The organism is Enterobacter sp. PL1, assembly GCF_945957325.1.
GTDB lineage: Bacteria > Pseudomonadota > Gammaproteobacteria > Enterobacterales > Enterobacteriaceae > Enterobacter > Enterobacter roggenkampii.
On record NZ_CAMFKT010000016.1, the window covers coordinates 105,493 to 126,046 of the forward strand.

General features: G+C 55.1%; 22 protein-coding genes. 17 read left to right on the forward strand and 5 right to left on the reverse strand.

The genetic code is table 11. The annotated features are described in order from the left end of the window. The first annotated feature begins 7 nt into the window (after positions 1–7). From cysN to rpoS, 11 genes are all read left to right on the forward strand, one after another. Entirely contained in the window at positions 8–1,432 is a 1,425-nt protein-coding gene (gene cysN, locus N6P30_RS15670; protein ID WP_023294447.1) for a sulfate adenylyltransferase subunit CysN, read from the forward strand. After that, positions 1,432–2,037: an adenylyl-sulfate kinase gene (cysC, locus tag N6P30_RS15675; protein WP_021241908.1), complete on the forward strand. Its 606-nt coding sequence runs from the start codon at positions 1,432–1,434 to the stop codon at positions 2,035–2,037. The genes cysN and cysC overlap by 1 nt, the downstream gene beginning before the upstream one ends. Before the next feature lie 58 nt (positions 2,038–2,095). Next, positions 2,096–2,422: a DUF3561 family protein gene (locus N6P30_RS15680; protein WP_008499610.1), complete on the forward strand. Its 327-nt coding sequence runs from the start codon at positions 2,096–2,098 to the stop codon at positions 2,420–2,422. A 166-nt stretch (positions 2,423–2,588) separates the two neighbouring features. Continuing rightward, positions 2,589–2,900 (forward strand): cell division protein FtsB, encoded by a 312-nt coding sequence (gene ftsB / locus N6P30_RS15685; RefSeq protein WP_008499609.1) that lies wholly within the window; start codon positions 2,589–2,591, stop codon positions 2,898–2,900. A gap of 19 nt (positions 2,901–2,919) precedes the next feature. Beyond that, positions 2,920–3,630, forward strand: a complete 711-nt coding sequence (ispD, locus tag N6P30_RS15690; RefSeq protein WP_023294446.1) for a 2-C-methyl-D-erythritol 4-phosphate cytidylyltransferase — start codon at positions 2,920–2,922, stop codon at positions 3,628–3,630. Beyond that, the gene (gene ispF, locus N6P30_RS15695) at positions 3,630–4,109 is read left to right on the forward strand and encodes a 2-C-methyl-D-erythritol 2,4-cyclodiphosphate synthase (RefSeq protein ID WP_008499607.1); all 480 of its coding nucleotides are present in this window, start codon (positions 3,630–3,632) and stop codon (positions 4,107–4,109) included. The genes ispD and ispF overlap by 1 nt, the downstream gene beginning before the upstream one ends. Beyond that, positions 4,106–5,155: a tRNA pseudouridine(13) synthase TruD gene (truD, locus tag N6P30_RS15700; RefSeq protein WP_023294445.1), complete on the forward strand. Its 1,050-nt coding sequence runs from the start codon at positions 4,106–4,108 to the stop codon at positions 5,153–5,155. Before ispF ends, truD begins: the two co-directional genes overlap by 4 nt. Further along, positions 5,136–5,897, forward strand: coding sequence for a 5'/3'-nucleotidase SurE (gene surE, locus N6P30_RS15705; RefSeq protein ID WP_021241911.1), 762 nt, complete (start codon positions 5,136–5,138; stop codon positions 5,895–5,897). Before truD ends, surE begins: the two co-directional genes overlap by 20 nt. After that, positions 5,891–6,517, forward strand: coding sequence for a protein-L-isoaspartate(D-aspartate) O-methyltransferase (locus N6P30_RS15710; RefSeq protein WP_008499604.1), 627 nt, complete (start codon positions 5,891–5,893; stop codon positions 6,515–6,517). Before surE ends, N6P30_RS15710 begins: the two co-directional genes overlap by 7 nt. 116 nt (positions 6,518–6,633) lie before the next feature. Next, complete coding sequence (gene nlpD, locus N6P30_RS15715; RefSeq protein WP_023294444.1) at positions 6,634–7,758, forward strand: murein hydrolase activator NlpD; 1,125 nt, start codon at positions 6,634–6,636, stop codon at positions 7,756–7,758. A gap of 59 nt (positions 7,759–7,817) precedes the next feature. Continuing rightward, entirely contained in the window at positions 7,818–8,810 is a 993-nt protein-coding gene (rpoS, locus tag N6P30_RS15720; RefSeq protein WP_008499600.1) for an RNA polymerase sigma factor RpoS, read from the forward strand. Positions 8,811–8,862: 52 nt separating this feature from the next. Here rpoS and N6P30_RS15725 read toward each other — a convergent pair whose 3' ends face one another. Both N6P30_RS15725 and N6P30_RS15730 read right to left on the reverse strand, forming a co-directional pair. After that, positions 8,863–9,243 carry a DUF4440 domain-containing protein gene (locus N6P30_RS15725; RefSeq protein ID WP_021241912.1) on the reverse strand — a complete coding sequence of 127 codons (381 nt, stop codon included), beginning with the start codon at positions 9,241–9,243 and terminating at the stop codon, positions 8,863–8,865. Beyond that, a complete protein-coding gene (locus N6P30_RS15730; protein WP_023294443.1) occupies positions 9,240–10,442 on the reverse strand; it encodes an MFS transporter in 1,203 nt (400 codons plus the stop codon). The genes N6P30_RS15725 and N6P30_RS15730 overlap by 4 nt, the downstream gene beginning before the upstream one ends. 108 nt (positions 10,443–10,550) lie before the next feature. Between N6P30_RS15730 and N6P30_RS15735 the strand changes: the two genes are divergently transcribed. Beyond that, positions 10,551–11,438 carry a LysR family transcriptional regulator gene (locus N6P30_RS15735; RefSeq protein WP_032664263.1) on the forward strand — a complete coding sequence of 296 codons (888 nt, stop codon included), beginning with the start codon at positions 10,551–10,553 and terminating at the stop codon, positions 11,436–11,438. Here N6P30_RS15735 and N6P30_RS15740 read toward each other — a convergent pair. Further along, positions 11,435–11,842, reverse strand: a complete 408-nt coding sequence (locus N6P30_RS15740; RefSeq protein ID WP_023294441.1) for a MarR family winged helix-turn-helix transcriptional regulator — start codon at positions 11,840–11,842, stop codon at positions 11,435–11,437. The genes N6P30_RS15735 and N6P30_RS15740 overlap by 4 nt on opposite strands. Positions 11,843–12,014: 172 nt before the next feature. Here N6P30_RS15740 and N6P30_RS15745 point away from each other — a divergent pair, with 172 nt between their 5' ends. Genes N6P30_RS15745 through N6P30_RS15755 form a run of 3 tightly spaced genes read left to right on the forward strand, consistent with a single transcriptional unit; the run spans position 12,015 to position 14,266 of the window. Beyond that, positions 12,015–12,617 carry a non-oxidative hydroxyarylic acid decarboxylases subunit B gene (locus tag N6P30_RS15745; protein WP_023294440.1) on the forward strand — a complete coding sequence of 201 codons (603 nt, stop codon included), beginning with the start codon at positions 12,015–12,017 and terminating at the stop codon, positions 12,615–12,617. Beyond that, the gene (locus tag N6P30_RS15750) at positions 12,607–14,034 is read left to right on the forward strand and encodes a non-oxidative hydroxyarylic acid decarboxylases subunit C (RefSeq protein ID WP_023294439.1); all 1,428 of its coding nucleotides are present in this window, start codon (positions 12,607–12,609) and stop codon (positions 14,032–14,034) included. Before N6P30_RS15745 ends, N6P30_RS15750 begins: the two co-directional genes overlap by 11 nt. Positions 14,035–14,044: 10 nt before the next feature. After that, a complete protein-coding gene (locus N6P30_RS15755) occupies positions 14,045–14,266 on the forward strand; it encodes a non-oxidative hydroxyarylic acid decarboxylases subunit D (RefSeq protein ID WP_003862116.1) in 222 nt (73 codons plus the stop codon). Positions 14,267–14,405: 139 nt separating this feature from the next. Here N6P30_RS15755 and mutS read toward each other — a convergent pair whose 3' ends face one another. Further along, a complete protein-coding gene (gene mutS, locus N6P30_RS15760) occupies positions 14,406–16,973 on the reverse strand; it encodes a DNA mismatch repair protein MutS (protein WP_102000683.1) in 2,568 nt (855 codons plus the stop codon). Positions 16,974–17,132: 159 nt separating this feature from the next. On the opposite strand from mutS, the gene N6P30_RS15765 reads away from it, so the two are divergent. Beyond that, complete coding sequence (locus N6P30_RS15765) at positions 17,133–18,602, forward strand: tyrosine-type recombinase/integrase (protein ID WP_016239677.1); 1,470 nt, start codon at positions 17,133–17,135, stop codon at positions 18,600–18,602. Next, positions 18,599–19,174 (forward strand): hypothetical protein, encoded by a 576-nt coding sequence (locus N6P30_RS15770; RefSeq protein ID WP_016239676.1) that lies wholly within the window; start codon positions 18,599–18,601, stop codon positions 19,172–19,174. The genes N6P30_RS15765 and N6P30_RS15770 overlap by 4 nt, the downstream gene beginning before the upstream one ends. Positions 19,175–19,263: 89 nt before the next feature. On the opposite strand, the gene N6P30_RS15775 is transcribed toward N6P30_RS15770, so the two are convergent. Continuing rightward, complete coding sequence (locus N6P30_RS15775) at positions 19,264–19,830, reverse strand: helix-turn-helix domain-containing protein (protein ID WP_016239675.1); 567 nt, start codon at positions 19,828–19,830, stop codon at positions 19,264–19,266. Between the last annotated feature and the right edge of the window lie 724 nt (positions 19,831–20,554).

A 20,554-nucleotide genomic window follows, 5' to 3' on the forward strand; every position in this document is an offset into this window, starting at 1 on the left:
AGCCGCCATGAATACCACTATTGCTCAACAAATTGCCAACGAAGGCGGCGTGGAAGCGTATCTGCACGCGCAACAACACAAAAGCCTGCTGCGTTTTCTGACCTGCGGCAGCGTGGATGACGGGAAAAGTACCCTGATTGGCCGCCTGCTGCACGATACGCGCCAGATTTATGAAGATCAGCTCTCCTCCCTGCATAACGACAGTAAGCGTCACGGTACCCAGGGCGAAAAGCTGGATCTGGCGCTGCTGGTTGACGGCCTGCAGGCGGAGCGCGAGCAGGGCATCACGATTGACGTGGCCTACCGCTATTTCTCTACCGAGAAGCGCAAATTTATTATTGCCGACACCCCGGGGCACGAGCAGTACACCCGTAACATGGCGACCGGCGCATCGACCTGTGACCTGGCGATCCTGCTGATCGACGCCCGTAAAGGCGTGCTGGATCAGACCCGTCGCCACAGCTTTATCTCCACGCTGCTGGGGATCAAACACCTGGTGGTGGCGGTCAACAAGATGGATCTGGTGAACTTCAGCGAAGAGAAGTTCGAGGAGATCCGCCAGAGCTATCTGACCTTTGCCGAACAGCTGCCGGGCAACCTGGATATCCGCTTTGTGCCGCTCTCGGCGCTGGAAGGGGATAACGTCGCCTCCCAGAGCGCGAACATGCCGTGGTACAGCGGCCCGACGCTGCTGGAGGTGCTGGAGACGGTTGAAATTCAGCGCGTGGTCGACACCCAGCCGATGCGCTTCCCGGTGCAGTATGTGAACCGGCCTAACCTCGATTTCCGCGGTTTCTCCGGCACTCTCGCGTCAGGCTCCGTGAAGGTGGGTCAGCGCGTCAAGGTGCTGCCATCCGGCGTGGAATCGACCATCGCACGCATCGTCACCTTCGACGGTGACCTGCAGGACGCAGGCGCCGGTGAAGCGGTTACGCTGGTGCTGAAAGACGAGATTGATATCAGCCGGGGCGATCTTCTGGTGGATGCCCGGGAAACGCTGGCCGCCGTGCAGGGGGCTTCCGTGGATGTGGTGTGGATGGCGGAGCAACCGCTGACGCCGGGCCAGAGCTACGACATCAAAATCGCCGGCAAGAAGACCCGCGCCCGCGTGGACGGTATTCAGTTCCAGGTGGACATCAACAACCTGACCCAGCGCGAGGTCACCGAGCTGCCGCTGAACGGTATTGGTCTGGTCGATCTGACCTTTGACGAACCGCTGGTGCTGGATCCGTATCAGCAAAATCCGGTGACGGGCGGGCTTATCTTTATTGACCGCCTGACGAACGTCACCGTCGGCGCGGGGATGGTCCGTGAGCCAAACGAACAGGCGTCCGCAGCTTCAGAATTCAGCGCCTTTGAGCTGGAGCTGAACGCGCTGGTGCGTAAGCACTTCCCGCACTGGGGCGCGCGCGATCTGCTGGGAGGCAAGTAATGGCTGCCCATGATGAGAACGTCGTCTGGCATCCTCATCCGGTCACCGTCGCCCAGCGCGAACAGCTCCACGGTCACCGTGGAGTTGTGCTGTGGTTTACCGGGCTGTCCGGCTCGGGTAAATCGACGGTGGCGGGCGCGCTGGAAGAGGCATTGCATCAGCAGGGCGTAAGCACGTACCTGCTGGATGGCGACAACGTGCGCCATGGCCTGTGCAGCGATTTAGGGTTCAGCGACGACGACCGCAAAGAGAACATCCGTCGGGTCGGGGAGGTCGCCAGCCTGATGGCCGACGCCGGGCTGGTGGTGCTGACCGCATTTATCTCTCCACACCGCGCCGAGCGCCAGATGGTGCGCGAACGGGTCGGTCAGGATCGCTTTATCGAAGTGTTTGTGGATACGCCGCTGGAGGTTTGCGAAGCGCGCGACCCGAAAGGGCTGTACAAAAAAGCGCGTGCCGGAGAACTGCGCAACTTCACCGGCATTGACGCGGTCTACGAAGCGCCTGAATCGCCAGAAATTCACCTGGAGGGTCAACAATTGGTAACAAATTTAGTAAGCCAATTATTAGACCTGCTCAGACGGGACGATATTATCAGATCCTGAGACGGTATCGTTCGGGAGCTGTCTTCCCGAACGATGAGTCACGGTCACAGGACTAGCTATGCGCAACAGTGAACATTACATCACCACCACCGGGTCGGAGCCGCTTGCGACCGACGACGAAACGACCTGGTCATTTCCTGGGGCCATCATTGGCTTCGTCTCATGGTTACTGGCGCTGGGTATCCCGTTTCTTATCTACGGCGGCAACACGCTGTTCTTCTTTCTCTACACCTGGCCTTTCTTTCTGGCGCTGATGCCCGTGGCGGTTGTCGTCGGCATTGCGCTTCACTCGCTGCTCAACGGCAAGCTCCTGTACAGTACCGTGGTCACGATTGTGACGGTGGTGCTGATGTTTGGTCTGTTATTTTTGTGGCTCATGGGCTAACTTCAGCCATAATTCAAACCGTAACCAACTGTGTAACGATATTGAGCAGGACGATTCTGCGGAAAAAATGTGGTACATTTGCCCGCGATGTTGCGGCATCTCTGTTACCCCGGCGTAGTGCTCTGGGGAAGTCTTGGGATGATGATGCCGTTTTTCAGGGGGCAGGATGGGTAAACTAACGCTGCTGTTGCTGGCTTTGCTAATCTGGCTGCAATATTCGCTGTGGTTCGGTAAGAACGGACTGCACGACTATAGCCGGGTGAGCGATGACGTCGCAGCTCAGCAGGCAACAAACGCCAAACTTAAGGCGCGAAACGATCAACTCTTCGCTGAAATTGATGACCTCAATGGCGGGCAAGAGGCGATTGAGGAACGCGCACGCAATGAACTCAGTATGACTAAGCCGGGCGAAACCTTTTATCGTCTGGTTCCGGATGCGTCTAAACGCAATCAGGGCTCAGCACAAAACAATCGATAATCAGGCCCAGGATTACGACATGGCAGTAACTTTTTCGGACGTATGCGCCGTGGTGCCGGCCGCAGGTTTTGGCCGGCGCATGCAGACAGAATGTCCCAAGCAATACCTCTCTATTGGCGATAAAACGATCCTCGAGCACGCCGTGGCGGCGCTGCTGGCGCACCCGCGGGTGACGCGAGCGATCATCGCTATCAGCCCCGGCGATGCGCGCTTCGCGCAGCTCCCGCTGGCAAATCATCCACAGATTACCGTTGTCGATGGCGGTGCCGAGCGCGCCGATTCCGTGCTGGCAGGCATTCAGGCGGCCGGTAATGCGCCGTGGGTGCTGGTCCATGACGCGGCCCGTCCGTGCCTGCATCAGGACGATCTCGCTCGCCTGCTGGCATTGAGCGAAACCAGCAAAGTGGGCGGCATTCTGGCCGCTCCCGTGCGCGACACCATGAAGCGTGCCGAGCCGGGCAAACGGGCTATCGCCCACACCGTCGATCGCGTCGATCTCTGGCACGCGCTGACGCCGCAATTTTTCCCCCGCGAACTGCTCCACGACTGCTTAACGCGCGCGCTTAACGAAGGTGCGACCATCACGGACGAAGCCTCTGCGCTGGAGTACTGCGGTTTCCACCCTGAGCTTGTTGAAGGACGTGCTGATAATATTAAAGTGACGCGTCCGGAAGATTTACAGCTCGCGGAATTTTATCTTACCCGTTTGACCCATCAGGAGAAGGCATAATGCGAATTGGACACGGTTTTGATGTACACGCCTTTGGCGGCGAAGGCCCAATTATCATTGGCGGCGTGCGCATTCCTTATGAAAAAGGGCTGCTGGCGCATTCTGATGGCGACGTGGCGCTGCATGCGCTGACCGACGCGCTGCTGGGCGCGGCCGCACTGGGTGATATCGGCAAGCTGTTCCCGGACACCGACCCGGCGTTTAAAGGGGCGGACAGCCGTGAACTGCTGCGCGAAGCGTGGCGCCGCATCCAGGCGAAAGGCTACACCCTTGGCAACGTCGACGTGACGATTATCGCTCAGGCCCCAAAAATGCTGCCGCACATTCCGCAGATGCGCGTATTTATTGCAGAAGATCTGGGCTGCCATATGGACGACGTGAACGTGAAAGCGACGACGACCGAGAAGCTGGGCTTTACCGGTCGCGGCGAAGGGATTGCCTGTGAAGCCGTGGCGCTGCTGGTGAAGGCGAGCAAATGACAGACTTCGACAACCTGACATACCTGCACGGTAAGCCGCAGGGGAACGGGGTGCTGAAAGCCAGCCCTGAAGATTTCCTCGTGGTGGAGGATCTGGGCTTTGAGCCGGATGGCGAAGGCGAACATATCCTGGTGCGTATTCTGAAAAATGGCTGCAATACCCGCTTTGTGGCCGACGCGCTGGCAAAATTCCTCAAAATTCATGCCCGCGAGGTGAGCTTTGCCGGGCAGAAAGATAAACACGCCGTCACGGAACAGTGGCTCTGCGCGCGCGTTCCCGGCAATGCGATGCCTGATTTAAGCAAATTTGAGCTTGAGGGCTGTAAGGTACTGGAATATGCCCGCCACAAGCGCAAACTGCGTCTGGGCGCGTTAAAAGGCAACGCGTTTACGCTGGTGCTGCGCGACGTGACTGACCGTGAAGACGTTGAAAAACGCCTGAATGCCATCAGCGACCGCGGCGTACCGAACTACTTTGGCGCGCAGCGCTTTGGCATCGGCGGCAGCAACCTGCAGGGCGCACTGCGCTGGGCGCAAAGCGACGCGCCGGTGCGTGACAGGAATAAACGCAGTTTTTGGTTGTCGGCGGCCCGCAGTGCGTTGTTTAATCAGATTGTGAGCGAAAGGCTGAAAAAACCGGACGCGAATCAAGTTGTTGTTGGCGATGCGCTACAATTAGCGGGACGCGGAAGCTGGTTTGTGGCAACGGCCGAAGAGATGGCCGATGTCCAGTCGCGCGTGGACGCAAAAGGGCTGCTGATCACCGCCGCGTTGCCCGGTACGGGCGACTGGGGAACCCAGGGGGAGGCCCTGGCCGCCGAGCAGTCAGCCGTGGCGGATGCGCCAGAATTGCAGTCCTTGCTGGTGCGGGAAAAAGTCGACGCGGCACGCCGCGCGATGCTGCTCTATCCGCAGCAGTTAAGCTGGAACTGGTGGGATGACGTGACCGTCGAGTTACGCTTCTGGCTGCCGGCAGGCAGCTTTGCCACCAGTGTTGTCAGGGAACTTATCAACACCTCGGGTGATTATGCGAATATTGCTGAGTAACGATGACGGGATCCACGCGCCAGGCATTCAGACCCTGGCGAAACACCTCCGTGAGTTTGCGGATGTGCAGGTTGTGGCGCCCGATCGTAACCGCAGTGGAGCGTCTAACTCGCTGACGCTGGAGTCGTCGCTTCGCACCTTTACCTTTGAAAATGGCGATATTGCCGTACAGATGGGCACGCCAACCGACTGTGTTTTTCTGGGCGTGAACGCGCTGATGCGGCCGCGTCCGGATATCGTCGTCTCCGGCATTAACGCCGGGCCTAACCTCGGCGATGACGTGATTTACTCCGGCACCGTGGCGGCCGCAATGGAAGGCCGCCATCTGGGATTCCCGGCGCTGGCGGTCTCGTTGAACGGCTACACGCACTACGACACCGCCGCCGCGGTGACCTGTTCGATCCTGCGGGCGCTCGGCCGCGAGCCGTTGCGTACCGGACGCATCCTCAACATCAACGTGCCGGATCTTCCTCTCGATGAAATTAAAGGCATCCGCGTCACCCGTTGTGGGAGTCGACATCCTGCCGATCAGGTGATCCCGCAGCAGGATCCGCGCGGCAACACGCTTTACTGGATCGGCCCTCCCGGCGATAAGTGCGATGCGGGTCCGGATACCGACTTTGCCGCCGTGGAGGAAGGCTATGTTTCGGTTACCCCGCTGCACGTAGATTTAACCGCGTATAGCGCGCATGATGTGGTGTCGGGCTGGCTGGATCGCGCAGGAGTGAACGCGCAATGGTAAACAAACGTGTACAAACTCTTCTGGAACAACTACGCGCGCAGGGGATCCGCGACGAGCACGTGCTTGAAGCGCTCGCCCTGGTTCCGCGTGAGAAATTTGTAGACGAGGCGTTTGAACACAAAGCGTGGGAAAACGTGGCGCTGCCCATCGGGCAGGGCCAGACGATTTCGCAGCCTTACATGGTGGCTCGCATGACGGAGCTGCTGGAGCTGACGCCCGACTCCCGCGTGCTGGAGATTGGCACCGGGTCGGGGTATCAGACCGCGATCCTGGCGCATCTCGTTCATCACGTATGCTCCGTTGAGCGGATTAAAGGTTTACAGTGGCAGGCGCGTCGTCGCCTGAAACAACTTGATTTACATAATGTTTCGACACGACACGGTGATGGATGGCAGGGTTGGAAGGCTCGCGCCCCGTTTGACGCGATCATCGTGACGGCGGCCCCGCCTGAAATTCCAGCTGCCCTGTTGTCGCAGCTGGATGAGGGGGGCATTCTGGTTTTGCCTGTCGGGGACGAGCAGCAGCTGTTGAAGCGCGTTCGTCGGCGCGGCGGCGAGTTTATTATCGACACCGTGGAAGCCGTGCGCTTTGTGCCTCTGGTGAAGGGGGAGTTGGCCTGAGACTCGGAATTATCCAGGGTTATTAAGGCAAATTCAGCGTATGGTGTGGCGCGAAAGATTCGTGCCATCACGGTAAATTTTAAGTCACTGGTAGTTAACACATTCCTGGGGGATAAATGAGCGCGGGAAGCCCAAAATTCACCATCAGCCGTGTTGCGGCATTATCACTGGTTTCGCTCTGGCTGGCAGGCTGTACAAGTTCTAACAACGCCCCTGCGCCCGTCAGTTCCGTCGGCGGAAACAGCGGCTCCGGTAACACGTCCAGCGGAATGTTAATCACGCCGCCACCTAAAATGGGGACAGCTGCGCCGCAGCAAACACCACAAATTCAGCCTGTGCAACATCCTGTTACACAGCCAATGCAGGTTCAGCCAGTTGAACAGCCTGTTCAGACCCAAAACGGCCGCATAGTCTATAACCGCCAGTATGGGAACATTCCGAAAGGCAGCTACACCGGTGGCAGCACCTATGCCGTGAAACGCGGCGATACGCTGTTCTACATTGCGTGGATCACCGGGAACGATTTCCGTGACCTCGCGCAGCGCAACAACGTCCAGGCCCCATATGCTCTGGAAGTCGGGCAAACGCTCCAGGTGGGCAACGCGACGGGTACGCCGCTTACGCCTGGCAACACGGTTTCAGCGGCCGATGTGACGGCTCAAAATAACAGCGTTAAGCCTGCACAAAAATCCACCACGGTGGTTGCTTCACAACCTGTAATTACGTATTCTGAGGATTCAGGTGATCAGACTGCTAACAAAATGTTGCCGAATAATAAAGGGACTGCGACTGCTGTCACAGCACCGGTTACGGCACCTGTGGTTAGCTCTACTGAACCGACTGCCAGCAGTATGACCTCCAGTTCGCCGATTTCTGCATGGCGCTGGCCGACTGACGGCAAGGTTATCGAGAACTTCTCTTCCTCCGAAGGGGGAAATAAAGGGATCGATATCGCAGGGAGTAAAGGACAGGCTATCATCGCGACCGCAGATGGACGCGTTGTGTATGCCGGTAACGCTCTGCGCGGTTACGGTAATCTTATCATCATCAAACACAACGATGATTACCTGAGTGCCTACGCCCATAACGACACAATGCTGGTCCGGGAACAACAAGAAGTTAAGGCGGGGCAAAAAATCGCTACCATGGGTAGCACCGGAACCAGTTCTACACGCTTGCATTTTGAAATTCGTTACAAGGGGAAATCCGTAAACCCGCTGCAGTACTTGCCGCAGCGATAATTTGACGGGGCATGCCAGCCAGGGTGTCTCGTTCAGGGATCACGGGTAGGAGCCACCTTATGAGTCAGAATACGCTGAAAGTTCATGATTTAAATGAAGACGCGGAATTTGATGAGAACGGAGTAGAGGCTTTTGACGAAAAAGCCTTAGTAGAAGAGGAACCCAGTGATAACGATTTGGCTGAAGAAGAGCTGTTATCGCAGGGCGCCACACAGCGTGTACTGGACGCGACTCAGCTTTACCTTGGGGAGATTGGTTACTCCCCACTGCTAACGGCCGAAGAAGAAGTCTATTTCGCACGTCGTGCTTTGCGTGGTGATGTGGCCTCGCGTCGTCGCATGATTGAAAGTAACCTGCGACTGGTCGTGAAAATTGCCCGCCGTTACGGCAATCGTGGTCTGGCTCTGCTGGATCTGATTGAAGAGGGCAACTTAGGTCTCATCCGCGCAGTTGAGAAGTTTGACCCGGAACGCGGGTTCCGTTTCTCAACCTACGCGACCTGGTGGATTCGTCAGACCATCGAACGGGCTATTATGAACCAGACCCGTACGATTCGCCTGCCGATTCACATCGTCAAAGAGTTGAACGTGTATCTGCGTACCGCGCGCGAGTTGTCCCATAAGCTGGACCACGAGCCAAGTGCAGAAGAAATTGCCGAACAACTCGATAAACCGGTTGATGACGTAAGCCGTATGCTGCGTCTCAACGAGCGCATTACCTCCGTTGACACCCCGCTGGGTGGCGACTCCGAAAAAGCGCTGCTGGACATCCTGGCCGATGAAAAAGATAACGGTCCGGAAGACACCACGCAGGACGATGACATGAAACAGAGCATCGTCAAATGGCTGTTCGAATTGAACGCCAAACAGCGTGAAGTGCTGGCGCGTCGTTTCGGTTTACTGGGGTATGAAGCTGCGACACTGGAAGACGTCGGCCGCGAAATTGGCCTGACCCGTGAACGTGTTCGTCAGATTCAGGTTGAAGGTCTGCGTCGCCTGCGTGAAATCCTGCAGGGGCAAGGTCTGAATATCGAAGCGCTGTTCCGCGAATAAGCAACCTTTCGTCAAAAAAGGCCCGTCGTGAGACGGGCCTTTTTCTTTTGTGTTACGGCTGCGTCGCCGTCTCGTGCAGCAGACGCCAGGTTATTTTGTCACCTTCCTGATTAAGCACCGCGGTTGACCAGCGCACGTTAACGGGCAGGTCTGGCCGGGTTTGCGTCTCCCGGTAGTGAAGCACTGCACCCCGTTCGCCGCTCTGGATCGTGGTTAACTCGTCAATGACGATTTTCAGCCCGGGACGGCTTCCGCGCTGTTTTTCCAGAAAACTGGCCAGGCCGTTATAGTCGACCTGCACTCCGCCCGGCGGGATCATCAGAAAATCGCGCTGGAAACGGGCGAGCAGCGCGTCGGCCTCGCCTTCACCTTTGCCTAACCATGCTTCAAGCGCAATGTGGAGGTCGATAATGTCGTGTTCGAAAGGCGTCATGAATTCTCCTGTCGCAGCGGGTTTAGCACCTGCGTATTGTTAAGACGAAAAACGTACGGTACAGGCAGCAAGGTCATACCTGCGGCAAAAATAAACATCCCGTGCCAGGCGGCGTGTGGCGTCAGCCACGCCTGCGCCAGGTTCAGCACCTGCGCCAGCAGCAGGGCACCGGCAAAAAAGCTCAATTGACGATTGAGATTCCACAGCGCGCTGGCATCCGGCATCTCGTCCCGGCGCGTTGTCAGAAACGCGCTGCTCTGAGCCGTGCTGCTGCACAGGCTTCCCCCGGCGCCCATCAGGGCAAACGCGACGGCAGGCAACAGCGTAGCCGAACTGACGTCAATCAAAAGCAGAATGCCCGTCGCCTGCAACAGGCAGCCGATGACGATCAGGGGGCGGGGGCCGATACGGTTAAAATAACGTCCCGTTGCCGTGATGGCGATAAACGATGCCACAGACCACGGCAGCATGAGCATGCCCGTAGCGGCTGGGCTCATGTTCGCCACGTTCTGAAGATAAAACATGCCCGTGACGTTCACCCCAATAAATACGCCAGGAACGCAGATATAGAGAAGCATGGAAAAACGCAAAAGCGGGTCCGCGAGCAAGGTCAGGTTTAGCAGTCTGGCCGCGTTCATCGCAGGCATTTCGTGTTTAAGCCACAGGCAGGCCAGAACAAAGGTCACGATAGCGACCGGTAGCGTGGCGAAAAATATCCATCGCCAGCTTAGCGTCTGTACCAGCAGTCCCCCGATAGCCGGGGAGCAGGCCGGGGCAAGCAGCGCGACCAGCATCACCGCCGAGGAGAGTCTGGCACGCTCGTGAGGCTTATACTGTTGCCAGGTCAGCGCCTGTCCAACGGGGATCAGTAAGCCTCCTCCCACGCCCTGAAGCACTCGCCAGGCGATCAGACTTTCAAGCGTTGCAGACAGGCCCGCCGCTGCGGAGGCTGCGCTGAACAGAAAAAGCGAGAGCAGGATGACGCGCTTGGGCCCGATGCGGCGCGAGAGCAGGCTGCTGAACGGGATCGCCAGCGTCAGGCCGGCAATGTACCCGTTACTGACCCAGGCAAGGGCAGAAGGCGTGGTGTTAAAGGCGTGAGCCATCGCCGGAAAGGCGACGCTGGCAATAAACATGTTGATCAAATCAAGAAAAAAGCCCAGCAGATAGACAACGGCAACTTGGCTGCGATACGTCATGGTGGATCCTCCGGTGAGGTGGCGTATCGTATCGGCTCGGGAATCACGGATAAACCTGACAAAGCGCGATATACTGTCAAAAATATTTTGACAGTAAAGGGCGTGATGATGATTAACCTGCAGCGGACGCAGATGTTTGTCGCGGTGGCCGACACCGGCAGTTTTACGGCCGCCGCCGAGGCAATGGGGCTGACAAAAGCGGTGGTTAGCTTCAATATCCGCCAGCTTGAAGATGAGCTGGGCGTTACGCTGCTGCTGCGCTCCACCCGCCGCCTGACGCTAACCGAGGCGGGCGTGCTTTTTCATCAGCGCAGCGTGGCGCTTCTGAAGGAGGCCGAACGGCTGCAGGATGATGTCCGTGCGAACCATGCGGGGCTCACCGGCGAGCTGCGGATCACGACCACGCCTGAATATGGCGCCCGGGTCGTGGTGCCGCTGCTGGCCAGGTTTAGCCAGCAGCACACGGATCTTCGCGTCCGACATGTTTCGTCGTCACTGCACGCAGACCTCATCTCGGAGCGCTTTGACGTGGCCATCCGGCTGGGGACGCTTGTTGATTCGCGCAACCACGCCGCACTGATTTCTCACTTTTCTATTCTCCCCGTCGCGACGCCCGAGTGGCTTGCGAGAAACCCGATCGAATCGCTTGCGCAGCTGGCGCAGGCCGACTGGATCATCCACGAGCGCTTAGCCTCGCCGCTGCGCTGGCAGGTGAAAGATGCCCGCGGTGCGCCTGACATGCTGGAGATAAAAAAGGCGCCGCGTTTGTTTGCCGACAGCGCTCAGGCCCTTATGGCTTTTGCGCTCGCAGGCGGTGGGGTGGCGTTACTGCCGGAATGGCTGGTGCGCGATTCGCTTGATGCGGGAACGCTGGTGACGATTTTACCGGAGTATACCTTTGCGCGGCAGGGGATCTATGCGGTCTATCCTGATGCCCGGCATGTGCCCGCAAAAGTGCGCACCTTTATCGATTTTATGCGCACCAGCGTGAGTTAATCGTGCATCATCTTTTTGATGAGCGCAGAGAACTGCTCCCGCTCGGCCTTGTTAAGGCGTCCTAAAAAGGCCTCATCAACCTCATTGCCTACCGGCTTACAGTCTGCAAGCAGGGCCTCACCTTCTGGCGTGAGGAAGACAAAGCGACGGCGCTTATCCGCAGGGTCGTGCTCGCGTTTGACCAGCCCGCGCGCCTCCATGCGGCTCAGCATTTCCGCCAGGGTCGCTTTCGTGCTGACCGCGACTTCAGTCAATGCCACCTGTTCGATGCCTGGATGCTCGGCAATGGAGCGCATCACCGCATACTGCGGCTTGGTCAGCTCCGGTAATGCATGTTGCCACTGGGCAGTATGCTGTTGAAAAAGCTGACGTAACAGGTGGAACGCCTCTTGTCTTAGTTCCATGAACACTCCGACGGAAAAAATCTCCCTCTATGATAGCCGCTCTTGCTCTGGATTTTAACGCGGCATTTTTTAGCAATTCGTGTGATCGTATGCGAACAATCTTGTCAGGAAATCGATCCGGGAGTAGTTTACTCATAATGTTCGTGTACGAACAAATTAATTGAGGTGCTGAATGAGATTAATCGTGGGAATGACGGGAGCAACGGGTGCTCCGCTGGGCGTGGCGCTGCTGCAGGCGCTGCGGGAAATGCCGGAAGTAGAGACGCATCTGGTGATGTCGAAGTGGGCAAAGAGCACCATTGAGCTGGAAACCCCTTACACCGCGCAGGACGTTGCTGCCCTGGCTGACGTCGTCCACAGCCCGGCTGACCAGGCCGCCACCATCTCCTCCGGCTCGTTTCGTACCGACGGCATGATCGTCATTCCCTGCAGCATGAAAACGCTGGCCGGGATCCGCGCGGGCTATGCCGAAGGGCTGGTGGGCCGTGCGGCGGATGTGGTGCTGAAAGAGGGGCGCAAGCTGGTGCTGGTGCCCCGTGAAACGCCGCTCAGCACCATTCATCTGGAGAACATGCTGGCGCTCTCCCGCATGGGTGTGGCGATGGTGCCGCCCATGCCTGCGTACTACAACCACCCGCAAACCGCCGATGACATTACCCAGCATATTGTGACCCGCGTGCTCGACCAGTTTGGCCTGGAGCATAAAAAGGCGCGTCGCTGGAACGGGTTGCGGGAGGCGAAACATTTTTCACAGGAGAATAAAGATGGCATTTGATGATTTGAGAAGCTTCCTGCAGGCGCTCGATGAGCAAGGGCAACTGCTGAAAATTAAGGAAGAGGTAAACGCCGAGCCGGATCTGGCGGCGGCAGCCAACGCGACCGGCCGCATCGGTGACGGCGCGCCCGCGCTGTGGTTCGACAACATTCGCGGCTTTACCGATGCCCGCGTGGTGATGAACACCATCGGCTCCTGGCAAAATCACGCTATTTCGATGGGGCTGCCTGCGAACACGCCGGTGAAAAAGCAGATCGACGAGTTTATTCGCCGCTGGGATAAATTCCCGATTGCGCCAGAGCGCCGCGCCAACCCGGCCTGGGCGCAGAATACGGTGGACGGTGAAGACATTAACCTGTTCGACATCCTGCCGCTATTCCGCCTGAACGACGGGGACGGTGGTTTTTATCTCGACAAAGCGTGCGTTGTCTCGCGCGATCCGCTCGACCCGGATAACTTCGGCAAGCAGAACGTTGGCATCTACCGCATGGAAGTGAAGGGCAAGCGCAAGCTCGGCCTGCAGCCGGTGCCGATGCACGATATCGCCCTGCATCTGCACAAAGCGGAAGAGCGCGGCGAAGACCTGCCGATTGCGATTACACTGGGCAACGACCCGATCATCACCCTGATGGGCGCGACGCCGCTGAAATACGATCAGTCGGAATATGAAATGGCCGGTGCGCTCCGTGAAAGCCCGTACCCGATTGCCACCGCGCCGCTGACCGGCTTTGACGTGCCGTGGGGTTCTGAAGTGATCCTGGAAGGGGTGATTGAAGGCCGTAAGCGCGAAATTGAAGGGCCGTTCGGCGAGTTTACCGGCCACTACTCCGGTGGCCGTAACATGACGGTTGTGCGTATCGACAAAGTTTCTTACCGCACCAAACCGATTTTCGAATCCCTTTACCTCGGCATGCCGTGGACCGAGATTGATTATCTGATGGGGCCAGCCACCTGCGTGCCGCTCTACCAGCAGCTGAAAGCGGAGTTCCCGGAAGTGCAGGCGGTAAACGCGATGTACACCCACGGTCTGCTGGCGATCATCTCCACCAAAAAGCGTTACGGCGGCTTCGCCCGCGCGGTTGGCTTGCGCGCCATGACCACGCCGCACGGCCTGGGCTACGTGAAGATGGTGATCATGGTGGATGAGGATGTCGACCCGTTCAACCTTCCGCAGGTGATGTGGGCGCTGTCATCGAAGGTCAACCCGGCAGGCGATCTGGTGCAGCTGCCGAACATGTCGGTGCTTGAACTCGATCCGGGATCCAGTCCGGCGGGCATTACCGACAAACTGATTATTGATGCGACCACGCCTGTCGCACCGGACACCCGGGGCCACTATAGCCAGCCGGTTCAGGATCTTCCCGAAACCAAAGCCTGGGCTGAAAAACTGACCGCGATGCTGGCTGCACGCCAATAAGGAGGAAAAGATGATTTGTCCACGTTGTGCCGATGAGCATATTGAAGTGATGGCGACGTCACCGGTGAAAGGGGTCTGGACCGTTTACCAGTGCCAGCATTGTCTGTATACCTGGCGCGATACCGAACCGCTGCGTCGTACCAGCCGCGAGCACTACCCGGAAGCGTTCCGCATGACGCAGAAGGATATTGACGAGGCGCCACAGGTGCCGACAATCCCGCCGCTGCTCTAAAAAAAAGCCCGGTGGCGCTGCGCTTACCGGGCGATAATATTGTGCGGCCTTTTGCCCGGTGGCGCTGCGCTTACCGGGCCTACGGTTTTGTAGGTCGGGTAAGGCGAAGCCGCCACCCGACAAAACAGACCGCAGAAAACTAAACCAGACTCTTCAACCGATAAATCCACTCCAGCGCCTGACGCGGCGTCAGGGAATCCGGATCGAGGTTCTCCAGCGCTTCCACAGCAGGCGATGTCTCTTCCGCTGGCACCAGCAGCGACATCTGCGTACCATCGATCTGCGTCGCCGCCGCATTCGGTGACAGGCTTTCCAGCTCACGCAGTTTCTGACGCGCGCGCTTGATCACCTCTTTCGGTACACCGGCCAGCGCCGCAACGGCCAGACCATAGCTCTTGCTTGCCGCGCCATCCTGCACCGTGTGCATAAAGGCGATGGTGTCGCCGTGCTCCAGCGCATCAAGGTGGACGTTAGCCACACCTTCCATTTTCTCCGGCAACTGCGTCAGCTCGAAGTAGTGGGTGGCGAACAGCGTCATGGCCTTGATTTTATTCGCGAGGCTTTCTGCACAGGCCCAGGCCAGCGACAGACCATCGTAGGTTGACGTTCCGCGTCCGACTTCGTCCATCAGCACCAGGCTGTGCTCCGTCGCGTTATGCAGAATGTTTGCCGTTTCGGTCATCTCGACCATGAAGGTTGAGCGACCGCTCGCCAGATCGTCCGCAGCCCCGACGCGGGTAAAGATACGGTCGATGGGGCCAATCTCCACGTTTTGCGCCGGAACGTAGCTGCCGATATAGGCAAGCAGGGCAATCAGCGCCGTCTGACGCATATAGGTACTCTTACCGCCCATGTTCGGACCGGTAATGATCAGCATTCTTCGCTGGGGCGACAGGCTCAGCGGGTTGGCGATGAACGGTTCGTTCAGCACCTGCTCGACCACCGGATGACGGCCTTCGGTAATGCGAATGCCTGCCTTGTCGGTAAAGGTCGGGCAGGTGTAGTTCAGCGTTTCCGCGCGCTCTGCCAGGTTCACCAGCACGTCCAGTTCCGCCAGCGCGCTGGCGCTCAGCTGCAGGTCGGCCAGGTGCGGCATCAGCATGTCAAACAGCTCTTCATAGAGCTGTTTTTCCAGCGCCAGCGCTTTGCCTTTCGAGGTGAGAACTTTGTCCTCGTACTCTTTCAGCTCGGGAATGATGTAGCGTTCAGCGTTTTTCAACGTCTGGCGGCGCACGTAGTGAATCGGCGCCAGATGGCTCTGCCCGCGGCTGATTTGAATGTAGTAACCGTGAACCGCGTTATACCCCACCTTCAGGGTGTCGAGCCCAAGACGCTCGCGCTCGCGGATCTCCAGTTTATCAAGGTAGTCCGTCGCGCCGTCGGCCAGCGCGCGCCATTCGTCCAGCTCCTCGTTGTAGCCCGGGGCAATCACGCCGCCATCACGCACGAGAACCGGAGGCGCATCAATAATGGCGCGTTCAAGCAGCTCGCGGAGTTCGGTAAATTCGCCCATGGTTTCGCGGAGTTTCTGTACCGGCGCGCTGTCAACGTCGCTCAGCTGCGCACGCAGTTCCGGCAGCTGCTGGAAAGCATGACGCATCCGCGCAAGATCGCGCGGTCGCGCCGTGCGCAGCGCCAGACGGGCCAGGATACGTTCCAGATCGCCCACCTGACGCAGGACCGGTTGCAGCTCGGTATAGCGATCCTGCAGGGCGGCAATCGTCTGCTGACGGCAAACCAGCGTAGCGGTATCGCGAATCGGCATATGCAGCCAGCGTTTCAGCATACGGCTGCCCATTGGCGTGACCGTACTGTCGAGGACCGACGCGAGCGTATTTTCTACGCCGCCCGCCAGGTTCTGGGTGATCTCCAGGTTACGGCGCGTGGCGGCATCCATGATGATGCTGTCCTGCTGGCGCTCCATGGTGATAGAGCGGATATGCGGCAGGGCGGTGCGCTGGGTATCTTTTACGTACTGCAGGAGGCAACCTGCCGCACACAGCCCGCGCGGGGCATTTTCAACGCCAAAGCCAATCAGATCGCGGGTGCCAAACTGCAGATTCAGCTGCTGGCGCGCGGTATCAATTTCGAATTCCCACAGCGGACGGCGGCGCAGCCCGCGACGACCTTCAATCAGCGCCATTTCGGCGAAATCTTCGGCGTAGAGCAGTTCTGCCGGGTTGGTGCGCTGCAGTTCGGCAGCCATCGTTTCACGATCGGCCGGTTCACTCAGACGAAAACGCCCGGAGCTGATGTCCAGCGTCGCGTAGCCAAAGCCTTTGCCGTCCTGCCACAGCGCGGCCAGCAGGTTATCCTGGCGCTCCTGAAGCAGGGCTTCATCGCTGATGGTGCCTGGCGTGACGATGCGCACGACCTTGCGTTCCACCGGACCTTTTGAGGTCGCGGGGTCGCCGATCTGTTCGCAGATGGCGACAGACTCACCCTGATTCACCAGTTTCGCCAGGTAGTTTTCTACCGCGTGGTGCGGAATACCGGCCATTGGAATGGGTTCACCAGCCGATGCGCCCCGTTTGGTCAGCGAGATGTCGAGCAGCTGCGATGCGCGTTTGGCATCGTCATAAAACAGCTCGTAAAAATCGCCCATACGATAGAACAGCAGGATTTCCGGATGCTGTGCCTTCAGCTTCAGATACTGCTGCATCATCGGTGTATGGCTAGAGAAGTCCTTATCAATGTCTTCATTCATATTGATTTTACTCATTATTTAATTCTTTCAAGTGCTCATATGGCCCTAGGTAAAACCCCTTTAAACCCATATAAACCAATAAATTTGTAGCTCAATTGTAGCTCAAGGTGTGATAGATTAGTTTTACTCCTTCTCTGGGCTACAAATGGTGGTGATGCTTTGAAAACAACTCTCAATCAGGCTTTTATTATCAATAAGTTAAGTATTAATGTTAAGCCTGAACTCAGTAGTTCTGGAAAAGTCGTTTTCGAAGCCAACCCTGACCAAAAACCTTACATAGTTTTTGACGATCATCGAGATTCACCCGTTGGCTTCGGTGTGAAGGTCAGTTTGACGAAAAAAACCTATGTAATCCAGCGAAGAGTAGCCTCGTCAGATCGTAATGTCAGTGAGGGTAAGAAGCCAAGCTCTGTCTTGAAAGTAAAGGTTGGGAATGTGTCCGATTTTCCGAGTATCGATCAAGCCCGTGAGGCAGCTCGGCAGTTGGTTCAGACAATGATTGCAACAAAGAGAAATCCCAACAAGATTAAAAGGGAACTCGATCTGGCTGAATTGACTGTGAGTGAAGCTTTTGCCCAATACAGGAGTCACTTACTTGGCAGAACCAAACCTGCTAAACCAAACACTCTCAATGTGTTAAACAAAGCTGAGAATCGGTTGAAAGAATGGCAAAACCTTCGAATCAAGGATCTTACTGGTAATGAAATCCTTCGGAAGTTTGACGAGCTTGCTTCAAGAGCCAGAACAGCAGCAGAACAGACTTTTAGGTGGGCCAATGTTGCTGTAAAACACGCAATCGAGATTGAAGCTGGGAATGCTCAGACCCAGCAACGACAACCTTCGTTGTCCTACAACCCTTTTTCAATTTTAAAGGTACAGAAGAAGTTCAGAACACGATCTGAGCTGGAAGATAGCTATCGTGCCAAGGGCGTTCGAAATCCATTGTCCCCAAAAGATACTTTGGGACGGTTCTTAACTGCATTACACAATAAGCGAAGTTTTAATCGCTTGGGTTGTGATTATCTGTTGCTGACCATTCTGACAGGAGCCAGGAAGGAAGAAACAGCAACACTGTGCTGGCGAGAGGCCCTGACACAAGAAGAGGCTAGAACGACCAGCTATGTCGATCTCGAAAATCGAGTGATTCGCTTTTACGACACGAAGAATCGTAATGACCATGAGCTTCCAATCTGCGATGCGACAAAGCGAATTCTGGAAGACCGGCGAGATATCGTCAATGATACCGAAATACGCGCAGATAAACGCAAATGGGTTTTTCCGGCTCGTTCGTCGCGGAGTAAGGTTGGGCACTATTCTGATAGTAAAAGCTTACGCGAGTATATCTGTCTGGAAGCCGGAATAATAAAGTTGGGAATGCACGATCTACGAAGAACCTTTGGTCGAGTTGCAGAAGGGCTTACTTCGTATGCAGTGGTGAAAAGATTGCTTAACCACCGTAATACCACAGACCCTACTGAAAGATATGCTGAGCCTGATAAAGAGCGGGTATTTGAGGCTCTTCAACTGATTGAGCTTCATATGCTGATGACGTCACCAGAATTGTATAATACACTTTTGGCTTCAGCGAAGTATCCACCATTGCCAGTAAATCAGGAGAACAAGGAATGAGTACTATTGATACTTTAAGGGAATACGCCGAAGTATGGCGGCTATTTGGTAGTATGCCAGATGATGCAACCCTGAGTGCTGAAGTTTCGGCCCTTTATCTTGGTGTAAGTGTCAAAACATTGGCTCGTTATCGCCAGACTGGTAATGGTCCCGCTTATATTCAATACCAGGCAGAAGACAGCAAGGCAAGGAATCAACGAGTAAATTATCTTTTAGGTGATTTAAGAACATGGCGGGATCATCATAAAGTGAACAGCACAATGGAAGCAGCACAGATCCGTGGGTTGGCTTTTGCTTCTTTGACTGATTTTACCAAGCCAGAGCCTTTCTGGACTATTGATAATAAAATCTATTCTCATGCTCTTACTGTATCTGACGAAGTATTCAAGGAGCTATTAAATACCTCTCGCGCAGAAGTTATTTGGATCTCTCTTGAAAAAGTGTTGTTTGAGAACTGGCATACTTCGAGAGAGCGTCAGAAATGGAATGACGTTTTTGTTAGAGTACTAAGTGGGATGATTAAATCATGTGAAGTTGAACAAGAACGTCATATACTTAATGATATCTTATGATTAGTTTTATTCCCAATATAAAGTTGAATTTGTATTGGGAAATAGTCATTTGCGGAAGTATAAATTGTTCAACAGCATTATTTATTATTTTAATCAAATGGAATGCCGTCTGTAGGATATCTTCTTTTGGGATTTTTAACCGGCTTTGTTTTACTCCCTGCACGATAAAAGTTAAACGAATTGGCAAAGTCTTCTGTCTCCAGTCTGGACTTTCTAAATTTATCCATCAGATCTTCATTGAAACGACGAGGGATTCCTTTAACACACAAGTTTGAATTAAGGTATACTTGGTTATCTATGGCGTCACGAATAAGTATTTTTCTCTCAAATAACTCTTTGAATGCGCGTGAGACATTTGATTTATTCAGCCCAAGATCTTTGGCTATACGTGACTGTGAAAAATCAGGGATAATATTTCCATAATCAATTACTGAGAAGAGATAAAGCACAATTCTAAACGCTGTGGGCGTCAAATCCATCCTGGCGAGTGTGGCCATATTGCCTTTGAATATCATTGAGAAATCGTCTCTGAATGACGTTTTTTTATAGCTATTTGCTTTAATCTTTATTTCTTCCAGATCTTCAGGCATAACCTCTAATGCTTCTGCAATAATGGACTTTTGTTCTTTAGTTAATACAACGCTTGTGATTGACATGATGGCTCCTTTTTTATTGTTGTGATTACATATATGGCACATTTAATTTATTTGTCAACTTTGGTGGTAGCATTATTTAATTGTATTTACTTTGAGATTTTACGGTTGTTATTTAGCGGGAGATGGTTGGTTATCAAATTTAAAACAAGGGGTGCTAAATTTCACCATCACCTGTTATGTAATTAATGATTTTTGGTGCTGAAGTTAATAACGACAGGGTTTGTTTAATTAATTGATTTTATTGGTTAATTTTCAAATGTGTTCTGCAAGATAAAAGAGTGATAAAGAAATAAGAAACCACAGTTTTGCATTAGAACGATAATCAAGGCCTTGGTGTACCTGATGAAAATACTTTTATTATTGTTTTTCTTATATAATATCATTTCTTAAGGGAAGCATGCGCAACTGTGTGTTGCGCCATTGGGCTTCAGAACATTACTACAGTATTTTCTGTAAGTATAAATACGCTTCGCGCACGAGTTCATAGACCTGAGGTTAACTGTCATTACAAATACGCTTCGCGCAAAAAATCAGGAGGCTGAGTTGATCGGGAAAGCGAACACAGATACATGATTTGCCCATTTGCTGAGTACGGCTCACGCCGGGACCCTTCGGAAAAACCCTTTCTGCTTCAGCGAGTGAGTGCTGTGGGCACTCAGCGGCGCTGCCAGGGAAACAAAATTATGGTTTTCACCGGTTTGGTAAAAATAATTAACATTTATCG